This is a genomic window from Streptomyces sp. NPDC001393, assembly GCF_053597455.1.
Genome location: NZ_JBSFIH010000013.1, coordinates 18,207 through 36,808 on the forward strand (window position 1 = coordinate 18,207; position 18,602 = coordinate 36,808).

At 66.9% G+C, this 18,602-nt stretch carries 19 protein-coding genes and 1 tRNA gene; 7 read left to right on the forward strand and 13 right to left on the reverse strand.

Annotated features, from left to right (window positions below; all coding sequences use genetic code 11):
- Positions 1-17 precede the first annotated feature (17 nt).
- Positions 18-90 (forward strand) — tRNA-Leu (locus ACWC2T_RS16720).
- 55 nt (positions 91-145) lie between these two features.
- Here the strand turns inward: ACWC2T_RS16720 and rdgB are convergent.
- Positions 146-748 carry an RdgB/HAM1 family non-canonical purine NTP pyrophosphatase gene (gene rdgB / locus ACWC2T_RS16725; protein ID WP_450671081.1) on the reverse strand — a complete coding sequence of 201 codons (603 nt, stop codon included), beginning with the start codon at positions 746-748 and terminating at the stop codon, positions 146-148.
- 97 nt (positions 749-845) lie between these two features.
- Positions 846-2,171: an SGNH/GDSL hydrolase family protein gene (locus tag ACWC2T_RS16730; RefSeq protein ID WP_450671082.1), complete on the reverse strand. Its 1,326-nt coding sequence runs from the start codon at positions 2,169-2,171 to the stop codon at positions 846-848.
- 221 nt (positions 2,172-2,392) lie between these two features.
- Between ACWC2T_RS16730 and ACWC2T_RS16735 the strand changes: the two genes are divergently transcribed.
- A complete protein-coding gene (locus ACWC2T_RS16735) occupies positions 2,393-3,709 on the forward strand; it encodes a DUF445 domain-containing protein (protein WP_450671083.1) in 1,317 nt (438 codons plus the stop codon).
- A gap of 92 nt (positions 3,710-3,801) precedes the next feature.
- Here the strand turns inward: ACWC2T_RS16735 and ACWC2T_RS16740 are convergent, their stop codons facing one another.
- Together ACWC2T_RS16740 and ACWC2T_RS16745 are read right to left on the reverse strand one after the other, a co-directional pair.
- Entirely contained in the window at positions 3,802-4,014 is a 213-nt protein-coding gene (locus ACWC2T_RS16740) for a hypothetical protein (RefSeq protein WP_450671084.1), read from the reverse strand.
- Positions 4,015-4,035: 21 nt separating this feature from the next.
- Positions 4,036-4,338, reverse strand: a complete 303-nt coding sequence (locus ACWC2T_RS16745; RefSeq protein WP_450671085.1) for a hypothetical protein — start codon at positions 4,336-4,338, stop codon at positions 4,036-4,038.
- 167 nt (positions 4,339-4,505) lie between these two features.
- Between ACWC2T_RS16745 and ACWC2T_RS16750 the strand changes: the two genes are divergently transcribed.
- On the forward strand, positions 4,506-4,934 hold the full coding sequence (locus tag ACWC2T_RS16750; RefSeq protein WP_450671086.1) for an Hsp20/alpha crystallin family protein: 429 nt from the start codon (positions 4,506-4,508) through the stop codon (positions 4,932-4,934).
- A 503-nt stretch (positions 4,935-5,437) separates the two neighbouring features.
- On the opposite strand, the gene ACWC2T_RS16755 is transcribed toward ACWC2T_RS16750, so the two are convergent.
- The 3 genes from ACWC2T_RS16755 to ACWC2T_RS16765 all read right to left on the reverse strand — a co-directional run bounded on the left by ACWC2T_RS16755 (position 5,438) and on the right by ACWC2T_RS16765 (position 8,886).
- Complete coding sequence (locus tag ACWC2T_RS16755; RefSeq protein WP_450671087.1) at positions 5,438-5,713, reverse strand: hypothetical protein; 276 nt, start codon at positions 5,711-5,713, stop codon at positions 5,438-5,440.
- Positions 5,714-6,296: 583 nt separating this feature from the next.
- The gene (locus ACWC2T_RS16760) at positions 6,297-7,469 is read right to left on the reverse strand and encodes a serine hydrolase domain-containing protein (RefSeq protein ID WP_450671088.1); all 1,173 of its coding nucleotides are present in this window, start codon (positions 7,467-7,469) and stop codon (positions 6,297-6,299) included.
- A gap of 73 nt (positions 7,470-7,542) precedes the next feature.
- The gene (locus ACWC2T_RS16765) at positions 7,543-8,886 is read right to left on the reverse strand and encodes a transcriptional regulator (protein WP_450671089.1); all 1,344 of its coding nucleotides are present in this window, start codon (positions 8,884-8,886) and stop codon (positions 7,543-7,545) included.
- A gap of 349 nt (positions 8,887-9,235) precedes the next feature.
- On the opposite strand from ACWC2T_RS16765, the gene ACWC2T_RS16770 reads away from it, so the two are divergent.
- The 3 genes from ACWC2T_RS16770 to ACWC2T_RS16780 all read left to right on the forward strand — a co-directional run bounded on the left by ACWC2T_RS16770 (position 9,236) and on the right by ACWC2T_RS16780 (position 11,476).
- Entirely contained in the window at positions 9,236-9,403 is a 168-nt protein-coding gene (locus ACWC2T_RS16770; protein WP_450671090.1) for a hypothetical protein, read from the forward strand.
- Positions 9,404-9,488: 85 nt separating this feature from the next.
- Entirely contained in the window at positions 9,489-10,685 is a 1,197-nt protein-coding gene (locus ACWC2T_RS16775; RefSeq protein ID WP_450671091.1) for a JmjC domain-containing protein, read from the forward strand.
- Positions 10,619-11,476, forward strand: coding sequence for an aldo/keto reductase (locus ACWC2T_RS16780; RefSeq protein ID WP_450671092.1), 858 nt, complete (start codon positions 10,619-10,621; stop codon positions 11,474-11,476). Before ACWC2T_RS16775 ends, ACWC2T_RS16780 begins: the two co-directional genes overlap by 67 nt.
- Here the strand turns inward: ACWC2T_RS16780 and ACWC2T_RS16785 are convergent.
- The 3 genes from ACWC2T_RS16785 to ACWC2T_RS16795 form a co-directional block, all read right to left on the reverse strand.
- Positions 11,464-12,321, reverse strand: coding sequence for a hypothetical protein (locus tag ACWC2T_RS16785; protein ID WP_450671093.1), 858 nt, complete (start codon positions 12,319-12,321; stop codon positions 11,464-11,466). The genes ACWC2T_RS16780 and ACWC2T_RS16785 overlap by 13 nt on opposite strands.
- 118 nt (positions 12,322-12,439) lie before the next feature.
- Complete coding sequence (locus ACWC2T_RS16790; RefSeq protein ID WP_450671094.1) at positions 12,440-12,634, reverse strand: hypothetical protein; 195 nt, start codon at positions 12,632-12,634, stop codon at positions 12,440-12,442.
- Entirely contained in the window at positions 12,634-13,494 is an 861-nt protein-coding gene (locus ACWC2T_RS16795; RefSeq protein WP_450671095.1) for a helix-turn-helix domain-containing protein, read from the reverse strand. The genes ACWC2T_RS16790 and ACWC2T_RS16795 overlap by 1 nt, the downstream gene beginning before the upstream one ends.
- 318 nt (positions 13,495-13,812) lie before the next feature.
- Between ACWC2T_RS16795 and ACWC2T_RS16800 the strand changes: the two genes are divergently transcribed.
- Positions 13,813-14,418: an ATP-binding protein gene (locus ACWC2T_RS16800; RefSeq protein ID WP_450671096.1), complete on the forward strand. Its 606-nt coding sequence runs from the start codon at positions 13,813-13,815 to the stop codon at positions 14,416-14,418.
- Positions 14,419-14,518: 100 nt separating this feature from the next.
- Here the strand turns inward: ACWC2T_RS16800 and ACWC2T_RS16805 are convergent, their stop codons facing one another.
- Genes ACWC2T_RS16805 through ACWC2T_RS16815 form a run of 3 tightly spaced genes read right to left on the reverse strand, consistent with a single transcriptional unit; the run spans position 14,519 to position 18,534 of the window.
- Entirely contained in the window at positions 14,519-15,871 is a 1,353-nt protein-coding gene (locus ACWC2T_RS16805; RefSeq protein WP_450671097.1) for a DNA cytosine methyltransferase, read from the reverse strand.
- A gap of 9 nt (positions 15,872-15,880) precedes the next feature.
- On the reverse strand, positions 15,881-17,725 hold the full coding sequence (locus ACWC2T_RS16810; RefSeq protein WP_450671098.1) for a DUF6339 family protein: 1,845 nt from the start codon (positions 17,723-17,725) through the stop codon (positions 15,881-15,883).
- Positions 17,725-18,534, reverse strand: coding sequence for a hypothetical protein (locus tag ACWC2T_RS16815; protein WP_450671099.1), 810 nt, complete (start codon positions 18,532-18,534; stop codon positions 17,725-17,727). The genes ACWC2T_RS16810 and ACWC2T_RS16815 overlap by 1 nt, the downstream gene beginning before the upstream one ends.
- Between the last annotated feature and the right edge of the window lie 68 nt (positions 18,535-18,602).

The window sequence follows — 18,602 nt, forward strand, 5'->3', positions numbered from 1 at the left end:
AGTAGGGCCCGGCTTACGCGCCCGTACGCCAACGGCCGAGCGGCGATCTTTAGGTGGTCGTGTTTGTCGGTTCGAATCCGACCGGGCGCACAGGCACAAACGGCCCCGCACCTTAGATTCAAAGGTGCGGGGCCTCTCCGCAATCTCAGCCCAACAACTCCCGCACCACCGGCACCAACGCCCGGAACGCCTTCCCCCGGTGGCTGATCGCGTTCTTCTCCTCCGGGCTCAGCTCGGCGCAGGTCCGGGTCTCGCCCTCCGGCTGGAGGATCGGGTCGTAGCCGAAGCCGTTCGTGCCGGCGGGCGCGTGCCGCAGGACACCCCGCAGCCGGCCCTCGACCACCCGCTCGCGCCCGTCCGGCAGGGCGAGCGCCGCCGCGCAGGCGAAGTGGGCGCCCCGGTGTTCGTCCGCGATGTCGGCGAGCTGGGCCAGGAGGAGGTCGAGGTTGGCCTTGTCGTAGCCGTGGTGGCCTGCCCAGCGGGCGGAGAAGATGCCGGGGGCGCCGCCCAGGACGTCGACGCAGAGGCCGGAGTCGTCGGCGATCGCGGGCAGGCCGGTGGCCTGGGCGAGGGCGTGGGCCTTGAGCAGGGCGTTCTCGGCGAAGGTGACGCCCGTTTCCTTGACGTCGGGGAGGTCCGGGTAGGCGTCGGCGCCGACCAGCTCGTGGGGGAGGCCGGCCTCGGCGAGGATGGCCCTCAGCTCGGTGATCTTTCCGGCGTTGCGGGTGGCGAGGATCAAGCGGGTCATGCCCGTCAGTATTCCTCGTCGTTCCCGGGCCGCCGTACCTGCAGTCCTGCCGTACCTGTAGTCCTGCCGTATCTGCAGTCCTGCCGTATCTGCAGCCCTACAGTTCCGCCTGCCCCGCGCCGTTGAGCGTGCTCAGGTCGAAGATCTTGGCCATCCTGGCGTAGCCCAGGTCGCTGGGGTGGAGATGGTCGCCGCAGTCGTAGTCGGGGCGGAGGCGGCGGGGGTCGTAGGGGTCGCGGAGGGCCTTGTCGAAGTCGACCACGGCGTCGTAGACCCGGCCGGACCGGATCTCCGCGTTGACCTGCTGTCGTACCGTCTCGCGGGTCGCCGTCCAGCCGCGGTGGCCCTGGAAGGGCATCAGGGTGGCGCCGATGACCTTCAGGCCGCGGGCGTGGGCGTCGCCGACGAGGGTGCGCAGGCCGGCGATGATCTTGTCGGGGTCGGCGAGTTGCGGGTTGCGGAGGATGTCGTTGACGCCGAGGTCGATGACGACGACCTTGACGTTCGGGTGGGAGAGCGCGTCGCGGGCGAAGCGGCCGAGGCCGCTTTCGTTCTCGGCGGGTCGGCCGAGTCCGTCGGTGAGGACCTGGTTGCCGCTGATGCCCTCGTTGACGACGCTGTAGCGGGGCGTCTGGTGCCCGGTCTCGATCGCGGTGCGCAGGCGTCCGGCGAGGAGGTCGGGCCAGCGGTGGTTGGCGCCGGTGGTGGAGGAGACGCCGTCGGTGATGGAGTCGCCGAAGACGACGACAGTGCCGTCGGCCTCGTTGCTGAGGACGTCCAGGGCGGTCAAGTAGCGCCAGTGTGGAGTCTGTTGGGTGTACGGGGTGCCGGTGGCGTCCTCGGTGGCGTCGCCGGCGGCGACGTAGGAGATCTGCCGGGCGTGCGGGTGGTAGGTGACCGGGCCGGACGGGGTGGGGGAGTAGGTGGTGACCAGGACGTCGCTGTCGTGCGGGACGGCGAGGCGTACGGCGTCGCTGACGATCTGTTCGCCGGCGGGTACGACCACGGTGGTGGCGCCGTTGAAGGTGAGGCGGCGCATGGAGCCCGGGTCGGCCGCGGCGGTGCCGTCGCCGGCGGAGAGCGCGATGGAGGCGTGGGTGATGGTCAGCGGCTCGTGGCCGTAGAGGTTGGAGAGCGTGATCCGGGCGCTGGTGCCGCCGGTGCTGGTGTGGACGACGTTGCGTACGGAGCGGCCCGCGAGTCCGGCGGTCTCGGTGCCGGGCTCGCCGCCCACCGGGGAGGCGGACCAGGCGCCGACCCAGGTGCCGGTGGAGGCGGGGGCGACGTGGTGGGGGCGGTCGTCGGTGAGGGCGCCGCGCGGGGTGCCGTCGTCGGCCGCCACGGTGAAGTAGATGGCGGCGGACACGGCCAGGACGAGTGCGAGCAGCGCACCGATCACCGCATAACCACGACGTCTGGTCACGCTTGTGTTGTTCCCCTCGGGGAGGGGAGCCCGAGGCTCCGATCTTGATCAGCCCATGATGCGTCATGCGCCGGGGAGACCTGACAGGGCCCTGCCCAAACCTCCCCTCGGACAGACGCCGGGAACTCTTGTTCCGTTCCGGGAGTCGGTCAGGAAGGGACAATTGTGTGCGGGATCACCGATCGGGATCACCGTACGGGTGCGCTGAACGGGTGGAGCTGATGGAACCGACCGAGACGGAAGCGGCGCCGGCGCGGGTCGTGTCGTACAAGACCATGACGGCCTTCACCCCGGCCGACGAGGAGCGCCGGCGTGGGGTGCGGCGCATGAAGCTCACGGCGACGAGCATGCTGCTGGTCGTGGCGCTGGTGTACGTCCTGGCCAAGCTGGCCTCGCACGAGGGCGCCGGGCCGTGGGCCGGCTATGTCGCGGCGGCCGCGGAGGCCGGCATGGTGGGCGCGCTGGCCGACTGGTTCGCCGTGACCGCGCTGTTCCGGCACCCGCTGGGGCTGCCGATCCCGCACACCGCGATCATCCCCACCAAGAAGGACCAGCTGGGCGTTTCGCTGGGGGAGTTCGTCGGCGAGAACTTCCTGTCCGAGGACGTCGTACGGCAGCGGCTGCGCGCGGTCGGCATCGGCAGTCGGCTCGGGGCGTGGCTGGCCGAGCCGGAGCACGCGGACCGGGTGACGGCGGAGCTGGCGACGGCGCTGCGCGGGGCGCTGACGGTGCTGCGGGACAGGGATGTGCAGGCGGTGGTGAGCGAGGCGATCACGCGGCGGGCCAACACCAAGGAGGTCGCGCCGGGTCTCGGCAAGATGCTGGAGGGGATCGTCGCCGACGGCGGGCACCGGCGGGCGGTGGACCTGGTGGTGGCCCGGGCGCACGACTGGCTGGTGCTGCACCGGGACGACGTGATGGTGGCCGTGGAGGGCGGCGCGCCGGGCTGGACGCCGCGGTTCGTGGACCGCAAGGTCGGTGAGCGGGTCTACAAGGAGCTGCTGCGGTTCTGCGCCGAGATGCGGGACATGCCGTCCCATCCGGCGCGGGGCGCGCTGGACCGTTTCCTGACCGACTTCGCCGCCGAGCTGCAGTCCGACACGGACACCCGGGCTCGGGTGGAGCGGCTCAAGGGGGAGGTGCTGGGCCGGGGCGAGGTGCAGGACCTGATCGCGTCCGCGTGGACGGCCGTACGGGCCATGGTGGTGGCGGCGGCCGAGGACGAGCGGAGCGAGCTGCGGTTGCGGGTGCGGAGCGCGCTGCTGTCGCTGGGTGCGCGGATGGCGACCGAGCCGAAGGTGCAGGGGAAGGTGGACAGCTGGGTCGAGGGTGCGGCGGTGCACGTGGTGACGACGTACCGCAGGGAGATCACCTCGCTGATCACGGACACCGTGGCGAGCTGGGACGCGGAGCACACCACCCGGAAGATCGAGGCGCACATCGGCCGCGACCTGCAGTTCATCCGGATCAACGGCACAGTGGTGGGATCGCTGGCGGGGCTGCTGATCTATACGGTGACGCGGACGCTGGGCGCCTGAAACCGCGGGGCACGGGCGCCGGTCCGCCGCCGTCCCCTGCGGCTCGGGGGAGGTCTGCGTCTGCGGCCTGGAGGGGACGTACTTCGCTTCTTCTACGCCCTCGGCACGGCGGCGGGCGGCATCAGAGGCCCCTGCTGTTCGCCGACCTCACCGGCACGGGCGGGGTCGGCGATGCGGTCCTGGCCGTACGCCGCGGAGCGCCGCTCCCTGGAGGGCCGAGCCGTGCCGGATGCGAACCCCGCCCTCCGGCCCTCCACCAGGGCGCTCAGGGCGCTCAGGGCGCTCCGCGCGGGAAGCACCGGCACGGCGAGGACACCGGTGTCTGTCTAGGCCTTGCGGTCGGCGACGGCCCAGGAGGCGAGGGCGACGGCACCGGCGACACCGAGGACGGACGGCCAGGCGCCGACCTTCTTCGCGAGCGGGTGGGACCCGGCGAACGCGGCGACGTACGCGGCGCTCAGCGCACCGGCGGCCTTCCCTCCGGCCCGCGTGCGCCACTGCTGGGCGGCGGCGACCCCGGCGACGGCCAGTACGGCCCCGCCGAGCTGCCGCTTCTTGGTCCAGCGGGCGACGCCGTACCCGCCGACGAGTCCGGTGGCGGCGACGACTGCACTGGGAACCCTGGCCACGAGTGCCTCCTCTTTCACGGTATGTGCTGTTGTCCGAGCCCGAGGCTAACGCGCAGCCGATGGCACTCCCCTAACCTGAGTCAGGTCTTGTCAAGTTTCCGGCAGAGAGTTATATAAGAAGCCGTAGGGCATCGCACCCCAGCCCCTGAAGAGAGGAGTGACCCGTGATGCTCATGCGTACGGACCCCTTCCGCGAATTGGATCGCCTGGCGCAGCAGTTCCTCGGAGAGGCCACGCGCCCGGCCGCGATGCCGATGGACGCCTACCGGGCCGGAGACGACTTCCTGGTCCACTTCGACCTCCCCGGCATCGACCCCGAGACGATCGAGCTGGACGTCGAGCGCAATGTCCTCAACGTCCGGGCCGAGCGCCGCAACCCGGCCCCCGAGGACGCGGAGATGCTCGTCGCCGAGCGGCCCACGGGCACCTTCACCCGCCAGCTGTTCCTCGGTGACACCCTCGACACGGACCGCATCGACGCGTCGTACGAGGCCGGCGTCCTGACCCTGCGCATCCCGGTGGCCGAACAGGCCAAGCCACGCCGCATCCAGATCAGCGGAGGCGACGGCGGCGGCCGGAAGCAGATCAGCGGCTGACGGCCTGCGTGACGGGGCCGGCGACAGACACCACAGGGCGTCCCGGGCCCACGAACGCGACCCGGGACGCTCTCCCCTGTCGCCGCGCCAGTCAGCCCACGCGAGGCACCGCCCCGTACCGCCCTGCCCCAACTCCCCGCGGGCTGCGCGGTGCTTCCCCGCGGGCTACCTGTGCTCTTCGGTCGGCCGGACCCGGCCCCGAGGGTGCAGCCGCCCAGAGGGAAGCCCCCCGCGGAACTCGCCGTCGTCGCGGGGGGCTTGGCCGGTGGTTCTGTCTTTCACGCTGTGCACCGGGATGGGTGGCAACCTCGCGCGCATACGGTCTTCGTCAGGTATGCCGCGCACGAGTGAGATCACCGGAGGTCACTTGAGGCCACCCCAGGTCATCTGAAGCCACCCGAGGTCACCACCCATCCCGTCCCCGTCGGCGGGCGAGCCGGCCGGCCCACCGGAAGGCTGGCCGGCCGCCGTTCTCCGCCGTTAGGCGGTCCCGAGCCGCCCTCTTAGAAGGCGCTGCTGCTGCAGCCCATGGTCGAGCCGATGTGGGTGCTCTGCGCGCCCGGGTCGCCCTCGCCGTTCAGCGCGTTGCCCAGCACGCCGTTGAGGATTCCGACTTCGCCGAGCACGTCGACGTTGAGGTCGTGCGACTTGCAGTTGGAGCTCTGCAAGACGCTGCTGCCCCCGCCCCCTTCGCCGCCGGCGTAGGCGGTCCCGGAGGCCAGAAGCCCGACGCTCCCGAGGGCGGCGACCAGGACGGCAGCCTTGTGAAGCTTGTGCATGTCATCTCCATGGCGAGAAATGGATGCGATCTGTGATAGATCGACTTCTTTCAGTGACGGAGATTATGTGCAAATCCTCCAAAGTCGCCAGCGACGCGCCGAATCCGCCACCTCGCGGCCGAAACCCCCGATATCCATACAAGTTGCCAAAAGCACCCACCCTCACACTGCCCCCGCCCCAAGCCACCCGTTCCGCAGACGCCGCGCTCCCCTCGCCTGGGTCCGAGCGACAGCCCAACCCACCCGGGCGGCCCCCTCACTCCGGCCCTCATGCAGCGAACCTGACGATCCATCAGCTTGCCCGGCTTTCACCGGCTGCCCGTTCGCTTATTCCCTGTGCCGGAGCGAGCCGTGTCCAGGGTGGCCCGCAGGGCCATCGCCGTCAGGCGACGCCGGAGTGGAGCGCAGCGGAACGGAGGCGCCCTTGACTCGGCTTGCGGAGGCACGACACGGACCAAGAAGCGGGCGGCCGTACGGCAACGTGTCGCCTACGGCAAGTTCGGCTTCCCGGCCAGGAAATCGCCGTACGGCCTCTGCCTCCTGCGGCACACGGCAGAGGCTCCCTCAGCGCCTTTTTACGACGTCACGGCAGTGACTTCCGGACCGCGTCGACCAGGGCCTGTGCTCGCGCGTCCCCGGAACCCCCGATGATGTGGTTCACGACGTAACCGAAGGCGATCCGGTGCTCGGGGTCGGCGAAGCCGAGTGAGCCGCCTCGACCGGTGTGGCCGAAGGAACTTGGGCCGGTCATGGGGTTGGCCTCGGTGGACAGCATGTATCCGGCGCTGAATCGGCTTGGAATCACCATCACCCGGTCCATCCCGCTCGCCTGCTCCGTTGTCGCCGATTCCAGGGTTTCCTGCGTGAACAGGCGCACGCCATCCACCTCACCGATCAGCGCGGCATACATGCGCGCCAGTGCACGAGCGGTGCCGATGCCATTGGAGGCAGGAAGTTCTGCGGCCTGCACCTCGGGTGCGTTGAAGTCGATCTCGGCTGGGTCGGTGACGGCGTATGCCCTGTTGCTGAGGGAGCCCGGGTCGCGCCAGGACGCGACCTGCTCGCGGAGTTCCTTGGGGATCGACTCGGGAGGCAGGGCAGTGAGGTCGATGTCGGGTTTCCGGAACACCATGCGGCTGACACGGCCGCATTCAGTCGCCGGCAGTCCTATGAAGAAGTCCAACCCGAGCGGACCAGCGATCTCGTCGTCGAAGAAACGGCCCGGAGTACGGCCGGACACTCGGCGGATCACCTCGCCGACCAACCAGCCCCAGGTCCGGCCGTGGTAACCATGGGCGGTTCCCGGAGTCCACGCCGGGCGCTGAGCGGCCAGCGCGGCGGTCATCGGATGCCAGGTCAACGCCTCGGCCAGCGGTACCGGCCGGTCCAGCGTGACGAGACCGGCCTGGTGGGACAGCAACAGGCGGACCGGAATCTCTGCCTTGCCCCTCGTGGCGAACTCGGGCCAGTACGCGGCCACTGGAGCATCCAGGTCCAGTGAGCCGCGCTGCACCAGCAGATGTGCTGCCGCCGCAGTCGCCCCCTTCGTAGCCGAGTAGACCAGTTGAAGCGTGTCCAGTGTCCATGGGCGACCGGTGTCGGGATCCGCGGTCCCGCCCCACAGGTCCACCACCGGCCGACCGTCCCGGTACACGCAAACCGCCGCACCGATGTCCCCGCGCTCAGCGAAATTCTCCGCGAATGCCTCGCGCACGGCCTCGAACCCGGACTCGACCTCACCGTCGATCGTCGTCATACCGCCCATCCTGGCATTCCGGCCGTTGGCTTCGAGGGTTCGGTATCGTCATCGACAGACGAGGCGGCGGTGGTCAGATTGTGATGGCCAGTGCTTGAAGTCGTTCGCGGAACTCCCTGACGGACCGTACGGATCTGTGCGGTTCCAGCCGAGCGGAGAACTCCTTCAGACGGTCCAGCGCCCGTACGGAGCCGACCTTGCCCTCGAGAAGGTGGGCGCCTTGGTTCGCGGCGTCCAGTGCCCCGTCCAGGTCACCGCCGATCAGCCGGGCTTCGGCCAGACGGCTGGAGCGTACGGCCTTGTCCCGCGGCGCAGCCCCGGCGACGGAATGCTCCAATGAACTCGTTGCGCGTTGTACCTGCCCGGAGCGCAACAGGACCTTTCCTTCAGTCGAGCTCAACTGCGCTTCCCCGAACCAGGTGAGCCAGTCCGGGCTCTCCGCCGCCGAGTGGCGGTCCCAGATGGACATGGCGTGGTTGAGTGCCGACTCAGCTCTCCGGTGGTTGCCGTCACGCGACAGTGCCTCGGCCTTGTGCAAGTAGAGGAATGTCCGGGTGCATGGCTGCAGAGTTCGAGGAGCGTTGTCGATGGCCGTCGTAATGAGGTCGACCCGCTCGGCGGTCCTCCCAGCCTCGGAGACGTGAACTCCCATCTCCGCGAGGACGAAGGCACCGAAGGCGTCGTCCCCCGCCGTCCGCGCACTCCGCAGTGCCCCCACGTAGTACCGCTGTCCCGCCGACCGCAGCCCAGCGTCGTAAGCCATCCAACCGGTCAGATGGGACACCCGGGCCGCCAGCGCGTACAGGCGGACGCCTATCTCCTCCGTGTACCTGCCCGCGCTGAGAAGGCCGGTGACCAGGGCGAGATCACCACGCGCCTGCTCCAGGAGCCGGCCGCCTCCGAGTTGGTCATCGAGGGTGCGAAGAGTGCTGATTCGTTGCTCGATCGTCGAGACAATCCGGTCCGTGACGTGATCGCCGTCGAGTGCCGAGGCGAAGGCGGAGGGCGCTTCCACCCAGCTTCCCGCAAGCCCTGTCAGGGCGGCTCCTGTGATGGTGAGGAAACCGCGACGATCCGCGCGTCCGCTGCCCACCAGGTCGGCCAGTGTCGCGACGGTCCCGGCTTCGGTCCATGGAGCGCTCAGTGCCGTGACCTCCCACACCGGGAGCCACTGTGGCCATCCCTCAGCTTGCACGTGCTCGTACGGCACCCCCAAGAGCTCGGCAAGTACGCGTTGGGCATCCGTGTCCGGTTCCTGTCCCTGTTCCCACTTCCATACGGTCGTCCGGTTGGTCGCCAACGGGATTCCCAGCGTCTTCCCGTGCGCCTGCATAAGCCTGGCGAATTCAGCCTTTCCCCAACCGCGACACTGGCGGAGGAAGGTGAGCGGATGCACTGCTAATGGCTCTCCGGGCACGTCATCACTCCTGTCGTCCCGTCAGGGTGTAGTTGGGAGGCTACTTTGCGCTTCCGCGCTTGAGGAGTGCTGCATCTGTGAGAGGAACCCCCCGGAAACGTTTCCAGGTGGCGCGGCAGGAACTTGACTGGACATCAGCAGAGCCGCATGTGCTCCGGCTCAGGGGGGTCTTCCAGTCCGGCTGCTCCGCCCTCGTGCAGCCCTGTCGGAGTCGGAGCCGTACTCAGCTCTTCGAAGGCCTCCGCCATGTCCACCCTGGTCACATGTGTCCGCTCTTGCCACTGAGGGTCGTCCGTCGACTTCCCGCCGGATTCCCGACGGGAGAACCAACAGGAAGGGAGAACTCCAGGTGGCAGACCACAGCACACCACCTCCCGCCCCGAGCGGCCTGCTGCTCGCGGTGGAAGAGCTGACCGCCGTGCACGACCGGTACGACAGCCTCCGGTCGGACAACGCCGGAAGCTCCGGCGACGCGCCATGGCCGGGCGGCGACGGCAACCTGCACGACGGCGAGTAGCCGCACGGCGGTTGGGCTGGCATGGTCCGCCATGTCGGCCCACACCGTCTCCGCAATTCAAGATCGACCCATTGAGGAGGCAGTGGTGGAACACCAGTTGATTCGCGCCGTAGAGCATGCGCTCGGATGGCATGGGCCGGAGGAATTGGGCAAGGCCTTCGTGCGAGGAAGCATGGGTGACCCGGCGCTTGCCTCGCGGATCCTGACCCCGAACCGCCTGCTGGACATCGCGATGCGCAGGAGCCTGAGCCGCCCGCAGTTCAGGTGCTTCCAGAACGCCGTGGAAGTCCACTCGGCCGTGTACTGCACCGATTCCGTCAGCCCTCGCGGCCAGAGCATCTCCATGGCAGACATGCGCAGCCTGGGCCGACTTCTACGAGAAGGAGCGACGCTCATCCTCGATCAGGTCAACGTCTTCGACCCGACGATGGAAGTCGCATGCCGGGCGTTTCAGTGGTGGTCCCATGAGCGGGTCCAGGTCAATGCCTACCTGACGACGAACGACGCCTCGGGATTCCCCCTGCACTGGGACGACCACGATGTCGTCGTCCTGCAACTCGCCGGCGAGAAGCAGTGGGAGGTGCGATCGGCTTCACGTCGGGTCCCCATGTACCGGGACTGTGACCCCAATGACATGCCAAGTGAAGAGACCATCTGGTCCGGCGTCATGAGGGCGGGGGACGTCATGCACATCCCTCGAGGCCACTGGCATCAGGCGACGCGTACAGGCATCGGCGCCGGAAAGAGTCTGCACGTCACATTCGGCATCACCAAGCGAACCGGAGCGAGCTGGCTCGCCTGGCTGGCTGACTGGTGTCGCGAGCATGAGATCTTCCGTCACGACCTGGACCGCGGTCACGGAACCGGCCATGAAGCCTTGATCGAGGCCGCCGGTCGGCTGATCGGTGAGCGTACCCCGGAGGAATTCCTGGCAGCGTACGAGCAGCAGACGACGCTGCCTCGCCACGTGCCGTTCCTCGACGCTTTCGGGACCCTCGAGGCCGTGGTGTGCACCACCCACTTCGCTCCCCGCGTCGTGGAGAACGGCGAGACCGTCGACGTAGTGGCATCGGGGAAGAAACTCACCTTCGCGATCAAGGCCCTCCCCGCTCTGCGTCTGTTGCTGAGCGGAAGGCCGGTCCCCCTCGACCGTGCCTCCGCCATCGTCGGCACAGATGTGATCGAGGTTGCCGAGACGCTGGTGAAGGAGGAGATGTGCGCCGTGCTGACCCCCGAGTTGTCCTCGGGTTACACCGGTCTCGTCACGAACGCCGCCTCCTGACCGGCGCGTTGGACGTCGGCGTCACTCAACTCGACACCGCCTTCAACTACCTCCGTTTCCGCTCGCATCAGGTGCTGGCCCGGGCAGCCGGTGACCTGTTGTCGAAGTTCCGCGTGTCGACGAAGGTCGGCTACTTCCCGGGGCCGGACGGCCAGGAACACTCCCTGGCACCGGAACGGCTGCTCACAGCCGTGGAACAGACGGCGGAAGAGCTCGGACGTGAGCCGGACTTGGTGTTCCTGCACAACCCAGAACACTCACTCCACGAGAACGCGCCGCGCTGCCGACAAATCCTGGCAGAGGCATGCGCGGCTTTGGGTGATGCCGCGACGAAGGGGACGTGCGGTGCCTGGGGCATTGCTTCCTGGAATCCCTCGCGGCTGTCGGCCCTGGTCGATGTGAACATGCCGAAGCCGGCCGTTCTGATGACCCGTGCAGGCCTCCTGGTCGGTTGCGAAACACTCGACGCCACGGACGCCCTCAGAGCGGCCTGGGGCTTGGACGACGGAGAAGTCTGGGGGATGAGCCCCTTCGGAGGCAGCGCCAATGAACCGCTGTGGGAAAGGTTCGAGCCACGTCTCTTCCTGCGTGACGGTTGCGAGCTCTCACGCGTACAGGCGGCCTTCCGGATTGCGTACGCGCTTCCTCGCGTTGCAGCAGTGGCTGTGGGCACCGATGTCCCGGCCCATCTGGGCGAACTGGTGGCTGGCCTGGCAAGTGAGGTGGACGAAAGGTCGGTGGACGCCTATCGCCGTCTGCTCAAGGCGCGGTCGAGCGGTCAGGCCGACTGAAGTTCCTCGATCGTCTTGTCCGCCATCCCGCGTGCTGGGCCGAGTCGGGGATCCTCGGGGTGCGCATGCGGTCCGAGGATTTTCGAGCACACGAAAAGGACCATCAGCTTGCCGTCCCGGCTTTCGAAGTCGGAGCGTCGCTCTCGCCAGACACGATCGGCCAGAGACGGGACGGCGAGGGAACTTGCCCACAAGGAGGCGGAGTCCAGTCCCATGGGTGCGATGCCCCAGTCTTCCCAGTCGAAGAGACTGAAGGCCGGCGCAGTTACATTCGCCCAGTTGAGATCAGCATGGGCAGGTACCCACCGTTTGACGGCAGTGTCGAAGCCGTCCTGGAAGGCGCCATGAATGGTCTCGGTCACAAGTGCCTGGGTGATGGTTTCCGTGTCCGGTGTGGCAACACGCATTGTCTCCTGAGCGGCGAGTGCGTCCAACGAGGCGTTGAGCCTCTGCCACCAGGCGTCGGGCAGCCTCGGATCCTCGCCCATAATGGCGGTGCCGACCGGTCGACCTGGCAGAAGCTCCGTCTCGTCGGCTCGCCACATCACAGGCTCGCTTACGCTCTGCCAGACCAGGCACCCGAGCCATGCGGGCTTCGCGACGCCCGAGAGGCGAGCGGCGCACTCCGTGCCGTTCCACCCCTGGACCCCGATCCTGTCGAGTGGCCGCCGTTCAATACGCACCCACGTGCCGCGATCGGTCCGTGCCCCGACCGTGCGGCGCTTGCGTACCACCGACTCCCGGTCCAAGCGGGCACCAAGAGACCGCTCCACGTGGTCGACGACCTGATCAATCGGTTCGGTCCGAAGGTCGACGGAGCGGGCAGTGGACACCGAGAGGGACATGGGTCGACCGTAGCAGTGGAGCACCCGCCGCGGGGTTCTGCACGAGCAGCGAGCCCGGGCCATCTCTGGGATCGGATCGGTTTTCCCACCGCGCGCGGCTGATGCCGCCGGATCGGGCTCACCTCAGCAGATGGTCCGCTTTCCCCGCCTTGATGTCCCGAATCATCGTGCGCAGGGCGTCCCGAGTATCGGCGATGAAACGGTCCTCCTGCCCGACCACGGCTATGTACGCGTTGCCGCCCTCATCGGTACCGATCCGGAAGCACGAGTTGCCCTCCCCACAGAACGGCTCTTCCCACTGGATCTCGGTCATCACGCCTCCTGGAGTCCGTGTGCGATGGCGCGGATGAAGTCCTTCGAGTCGCCGGGGGACAGTGCCAGCTCCTCCATCCGGTCCATATGAGCACGGTACTTGGCAAGTTCTGCTTCGCCGTACAGGAAGTCCGGACCGTGAGAGTTGTCGATCTGCACGGTGTCCAGTTGCGCGGTCGGGCCCTCTGCGTGCAGGACGGTCTGCCCCGCGCCGGGAAAACCACCATGGGTGAAGGGGACGACCAACACCGTCACACCGTCCTTCTCGGACTGTGCGAGCAGGTAATCGAGTTGTTCACGAGCGATCCGGGGCCCTCCGAACTGCATCCGAAGCGCCGCTTCGTGCACGATGGCGGTGAAGGCAGGAGCTGCCTCGGCCGAGAGAACCTCCTGGCGTCGGTTGCGATGGGCCGCCCTCATCGCCACCTCGTGTTCCGGAAGTTGTGGAAGGACGGCACGGAACACCGCCAGTGCGTAATCGGTCGTCTGGAGCAGCCCTGGGATGTGTACCGTACACGCAGCACGCATCCGAACAGCCCGGTGCTCCAACTCGGCGATGTCCAGGAGTCCTTGAGGAAGAGCGCCACGGTACTGCTCCCACCAGCCCTGAGGGCTGGGCGAGGCCATGTCGACCAGGGCGCTCACGTACTTGTCATCGGTGCACCCGCAGTGATGGGCCAGGGTGCGCAGGCGTTCCTCGCTGATGTTGCGTACGCCGGACTCCATGTAGGAGATCTTCCCTCGGTCGACGCCGAGGAGCTTCGCAGCCTCCTCCGCAGACATGTCTGCCGTCACCCGCATTCTGCGCAACTCGTAACCAAGGCGCTTCTGCCGCTGGGTCGGAACTTGCTTCGGGGGCATGTCGATCCTTCCGTGTCTGCTCAGACGGCAGTCTGCCGTGTGCTCGCGCCCCCATCCACGATCGAGCTAATTTGCTGGAACGTGTGGCAAATTTACCGGCCGGGCTTCTAGGTTGAGCATCGAGCCGCTGATCCATGGCGAACAGAAGTGCATCGCGCATGCCTGCCTGGTCTCTCCTGCCCTGGGAGAGGTGGGCTTGCGCCAGGGCGACAGGCCACTGCTTGCCGAGCAGTACCGACGACACTCGGGAGAAGGAGTCGAGAGATGGATTGCAGTGCATGTACGTCAAGACGCCCCTGGGAGTTGCCCTTCCTCGCCGTGCCGGAGGAGGTGGCCGCACTGAGACGCGTGCTGAAAATCCATCTGCGCCTCTGGGGCCTAACTGAGCTGATCGAACGTGTCCAACTCTGCCTCAGCGAGCTGGTTTCCAACGTGATCACACATGTTGGTCCGGGAACCCCTTCAACCCTCGTCGTCTCCATGCACGGCACCCGCCTGCACATCGAGATCCATGACCCCGACAGTCGAGCCTTACCGACGCTGATCGACGCGAACGGCGATGCGGAGTCGGGACGCGGCATGGCGCTTGTCGCTGCCTGCTCCGACCGCTGGGGCGTTCAACTCCTGCCCGACCGGAAGGTCACGTGGGTCGAGTTCGAGACCAGCTTGAGTACGCCGAACGGCCACAGTCAGAACCTGCACGTCTCAAGGGCTGCTTGCGTCCTCGGCGTGTACGACGTGCGGCAGTCTGCGCGCCCGGCCGCGTCGAGCAGACTGAGTGCCGGCATGGCCGAGAGGGTGGTGGTCGCGGCCATCGCCGACCTTCTTCATTGGCTTCAAGCGCACGGCCATGATGTGGACCAGGCCCTGGACAGGGCCCAACTGCAGTTCGAGGCCGAGGCGGAGCAGCTCGCCAATCGGTAACCAGCGGCCGGCCCGAACCTCCGCTCTGCGCCGTGTGACGACAGCCCGAGCCTGAATTCGCAACAAGGTTTCGGGCTGTCGGACTCACGTGGCGCGACGCTCAGCCGCGAAGATATGCGTGTATTGACGCAGCAATCGCCTTACCGAGAGGGATCGGGACGGCATTTCCGATCTGTGTGGCAATTTCGGTCTTCGAGCCACACCAGCGGAAACTGAGCGGGAAGCCCTGGATGCGGGCGGCTTCGTAGTGAGTGATGGGGCGTGGCAGCTCAGGGTGCAGGTAGCGACCTTTTTCCGGCTTGAAGAACTCGGTACGAATGGTGACCGAAGGTTCGCCATACCGGAGGCGACCCATGACGTCACCGGTGCCGGTGTTGTGGTTGTCCCAACTCTTCGTCGAAAGGTATTCGACAGGTGTCCTGACGCCCGGTGGATTGGGCGTGTCGAAGACGTGGATCTCGTTGAACTCATCCACCGTGTACCACTTGTCGCGCAGGTCCTTCCGGTTCCCGCCCGGCGGGATGGCGCGATAGCGCGCTCTGGAGAGCGCTTCCGGGTTTCGACCGAAGTGCAAGTCGAGAGTGGTGAAGATCCCCGGCTGTACGGAATTCACCTCGGGAATGAATTCTTTTCCGTCCGGAAGTTCGGTTCCTCGTAGGTGGCGCATCGCTGATTCGGTGAAAATGTCGTCCACCGCCTGCCAGTACGACACTCCTGAATCCAACCCATCGAACTGCTGGGCGGTGGCCATGTGCAGGTGCTTCGGCCGCCGAAGGTGCGTTCTCGTGGGGTACGTCAACGTTCGGCCGTTGTCGAGATCGCGACGAACGCCGATGACAATGGCGCGACGACGCGCCTGGGCTGCACCATAATCAGCCGAGTTGAGCAGGTAACGCTTGATCTTCTCTTCGCTGGTTTCGGAGGGTGCGTGACCAGGTGGATCCACCAGTCGGTACTCGGAAAGCTTGCCGTCCGACTCAACCTCGTTGAGCAAATTGCGAAACTCGTCCGACTTCAGGAAGCGGTCGACGTTCTCGATGACGAATACCTTGGGGCGGATTTCGGCAACGATCCTGACGTACTCTTCCCAGAGGCGATTGCGTTCACTGCCCTTCTTGTTGCGGTTCAGCGCCGAAAACCCTTGGCATGGCGGTCCTCCGACGACGACATCCGCGTGGAGAGCTTCCGGTGTCGGCTGCCACTCTTCGATGTCGCCCACATGGACGCGAGCAGCGGGGATCCGCTCGTCGGGCCGGAGGCTTCCGAAGTTCACTGCGTACGTGGCAGCCGCGGCAACATTGTGTTCGACGGCCGCGATGCTGTGGAAGACGGGCCCGTCCGCGACTCCTTCTGCAGGGCGAAACTCGTGAAATCCCTGAGTGAACCCACCGCAGCCACTGAACAGGTCGATGACTGTGATGGGATCGTGTGCAACGGGACGGGACGTGACCATGGGGCGATTTTAGCCTCGGAGTGCGGCCGCGATGGCGAGACCTACGGCAGTGGCGAGCGGTGGGGGCATCGCGTGCCCAATCTGACGATACCGGGATGTCTTGCCACCGTGGAGCTTCCAATCGGCAGGGAACGACTGGATCATCGCGGCTTGCTCCACTGTGAGCTTGGGCTCATCCCCGATCGGGAAGTCCGGTCCTGGCGGTTCGTCACCGAGGCTGCTGCCGTTCACGCCCAGCGCGGCCCACGCCTTCTTGCTGCCGGTTGGGCCGAGGTCGGCGCCCCCTCGTCGGTCGGAGCCTCCGACCAACGCGGGGGCGATGCGATCCGCCCGCCGGATCCAGTGCCTTGCTCCCGGCCAGCCCCGGGCGGACATGGACGGGCCGAGGACTTGGCCCACGGTCGGAGCCGGCGCTCCGCTCGGCACCGGCCAGGCGAAGCGAGCGAAGTAAGGATCCCGGAGAGCTACTAGGAAGCCACTCTTGCGGTTCTGCGGGACGCTGAAGTCCGCAGCGTTGAGAACCTTCCAACTCGAACGTAGGCCTGCCCTGAGCAGTTCGTTCTCGATCCAGGCACGGTCAGCATCGAATTCAGGATCATCGATGAGGTCGGGAACGTTCTCGAAGAGCACGGCCTTCGGCTTGATCTCACAGGCCAGGGAAATCGCCGCGCGCAGCACCCGGCGTTCCTCTGTGTCCTCGGCTCGGCCGACGGTCGCCAGGGACTTCACACGGGGCAACCCACCGCTGACAAGATCGACTCCTGTGACGTCGGGACGCAGGCCGGGATGGAACTGAAGGACATCCATACAGACAATGTCCCATTCAGGGCGATTAAGCCCGATGGAGAAGCAGGCGTCGGCCTTGGTTTCTATGAGCATCACCGGGTCGAAGCCGGCACGTTCGAGCCCGAGTGCCTGTGCACCTGCACCAGCGCATATTTCCAGCGAGCTGAACCGCCCAGTGGTGACCTCAGGCCCGGGAACGGACTCCAAGATCGGTTGCTTGTGCTCGATCGGGGTCACCGACAGGGAAGCGTCGCGGGCATCGCTTGGCACGACGTTCTGCCGCCGAGGCGCAGGTGTTTCCATGGTGATTGGCGCGTCTTGACGTTGCGCTTCGACAGACTCTCGGGCGACTGCACGCAGCTCGTTGTCGAGTGCATGCTCTTCGATGCCGTCGAACAATACGAAGGGTGCGAGCCGAAGCAGTCGCTTGAGGAAATCACGGAGTGTGTCGCGTTCGTTCAGGCCTCTCAGATCCAGATCCTGCCAAACGCGCAGGATCGCGCGGACGAGGTGGGGGCTGCCGCCGAGCGCGGCGCGTCGGGCGTAGATCTGGTCGAACGCGGCCTCACCGAGGATCTTGAGCGCAGCGTACGGTTCCGGATCGTCGGTCGAGCGCACGAGCTGAGCGCGCCACCAAAGCCGACCGAAAACGTGTCGTGTGAGGTCGGTGCCGAGGACGCGATCCTTTGGCGGCTGGGGATAGCGCCAGAATGCGACGTCCGGGAGGACGATCAGCGCCAGAAAGGCCCAAACGTCCCGAGATGCGGCTTCAGCGGGCACCATGCCCATCTCGGCGTGGAGCAGCGCAGCCAACTGCAGATCGAACTCCGAGTTACGGGTTCGGTCGGAGTCGTCCGGGAAGCCCGCCTGTTTCGCCAGATCGAGAACGCCCTCCCTCAAGTCACGGAGTTGATCAGGGGCGATACGGTCGCCGCCTGTGGCCACGTAGACGGCTGAGTCGTGTGCGACCGCCGCACGGCGGGACAGGTCGCCGACAGCGAGTTGCCGGTACTCGTCGAAGAGCGGTCTCGCCTGTGCGGCGAGGAGCCGAGGGTACAGGAAGCTCATCACGACACCTCGAAGATTCTTACGGCAGCTTGCAGGTCCGAGGCGAACAAGGCCGGTGACTGCCGTTGGCGCAGGCGTACGTCATTGATCGACTGCGCGGGGAAAAGCTGATCGAACAGGCTGAGCAGCGTGGCACCGAGCGAGCCGTCCGTGAAGTCGGCATCCTCTGCGAAGTCGTCATCAGCGAGGGCGTGCTCGATCATGGTTCTGGCCGCATCCGCGTAAACAGCGGACAGCACGATCCGGTCAATGGGGCGAGGCCTGGCCGCATTTTGGAACGCTGTGGCCGTGACCGTGTTTCGCTCGTTGACCAGCAAGAGCAAAGCCCCCATCGTGGCGTGCTCCATGCCACCACTGATCTGCAGGTGCCATGCGGCGTCATCGGGGAACGAAGTGCGGGCGAAGTCGATGACGGCCATCGGGAATTGGGGTGCATCGCCCTGCAGGCGCAGTTCCGCTCGGTCGCTCCAGAGCACGGAACCCGCTCGCCGCGGCGACGAGGGGCGGGCGTCGCTTCGCCGATCGGCCAGCACGAGAGCGGTGTCCAGGAGCAGCAGACCGCCGAGATCGGAACCACGCAGAAGCACGTCGAATTCCGTGGTGACGGTGCCTGCTCCCGTCAAACGCAGGTGCTGAGCCGGGCCGCTCAGATTCGATCCGGTGGCCGTCCACACAGCGGAGATCAGGAGAGAGGCATCTTCCGGCAGCCCGGACTGCCGGCGCGCCTGGTCCACATCGATGCGGACATTCCTCCGTACCCGCAGATCCATGTGATAGTCCCAGTCCGGCAATGCCTCGGGCAGGGCCACCTCACCCTCCTCGACAACGAGTCGCCACGGGTCGGCACTGACGACGTCCTCCGACGGAACGCGATAGG

What these genes read in the sequence shown, in the direction of transcription:
- ACWC2T_RS16735 (WP_450671083.1), top strand. Translation starts at nt 2,393, where the DNA reads ATGGAACCGACCGAGACGGAAGCGGCGCCGGCGCGGGTCGTGTCGTAC.
- ACWC2T_RS16810 (WP_450671098.1), bottom strand. Translation starts at nt 17,725, where the DNA reads ATGAGCTTCCTGTACCCTCGGCTCCTCGCCGCACAGGCGAGACCGCTC.
- ACWC2T_RS16805 (WP_450671097.1), bottom strand. Translation starts at nt 15,871, where the DNA reads ATGGTCACGTCCCGTCCCGTTGCACACGATCCCATCACAGTCATCGAC.
- ACWC2T_RS16760 (WP_450671088.1), bottom strand. Translation starts at nt 7,469, where the DNA reads ATGACGACGATCGACGGTGAGGTCGAGTCCGGGTTCGAGGCCGTGCGC.
- rdgB (WP_450671081.1), bottom strand. Translation starts at nt 748, where the DNA reads ATGACCCGCTTGATCCTCGCCACCCGCAACGCCGGAAAGATCACCGAG.
- ACWC2T_RS16755 (WP_450671087.1), bottom strand. Translation starts at nt 5,713, where the DNA reads ATGCACAAGCTTCACAAGGCTGCCGTCCTGGTCGCCGCCCTCGGGAGC.
- ACWC2T_RS16790 (WP_450671094.1), bottom strand. Translation starts at nt 12,634, where the DNA reads ATGACCGAGATCCAGTGGGAAGAGCCGTTCTGTGGGGAGGGCAACTCG.
- ACWC2T_RS16795 (WP_450671095.1), bottom strand. Translation starts at nt 13,494, where the DNA reads ATGCCCCCGAAGCAAGTTCCGACCCAGCGGCAGAAGCGCCTTGGTTAC.
- ACWC2T_RS16750 (WP_450671086.1), top strand. Translation starts at nt 4,506, where the DNA reads ATGCTCATGCGTACGGACCCCTTCCGCGAATTGGATCGCCTGGCGCAG.
- ACWC2T_RS16785 (WP_450671093.1), bottom strand. Translation starts at nt 12,321, where the DNA reads ATGTCCCTCTCGGTGTCCACTGCCCGCTCCGTCGACCTTCGGACCGAA.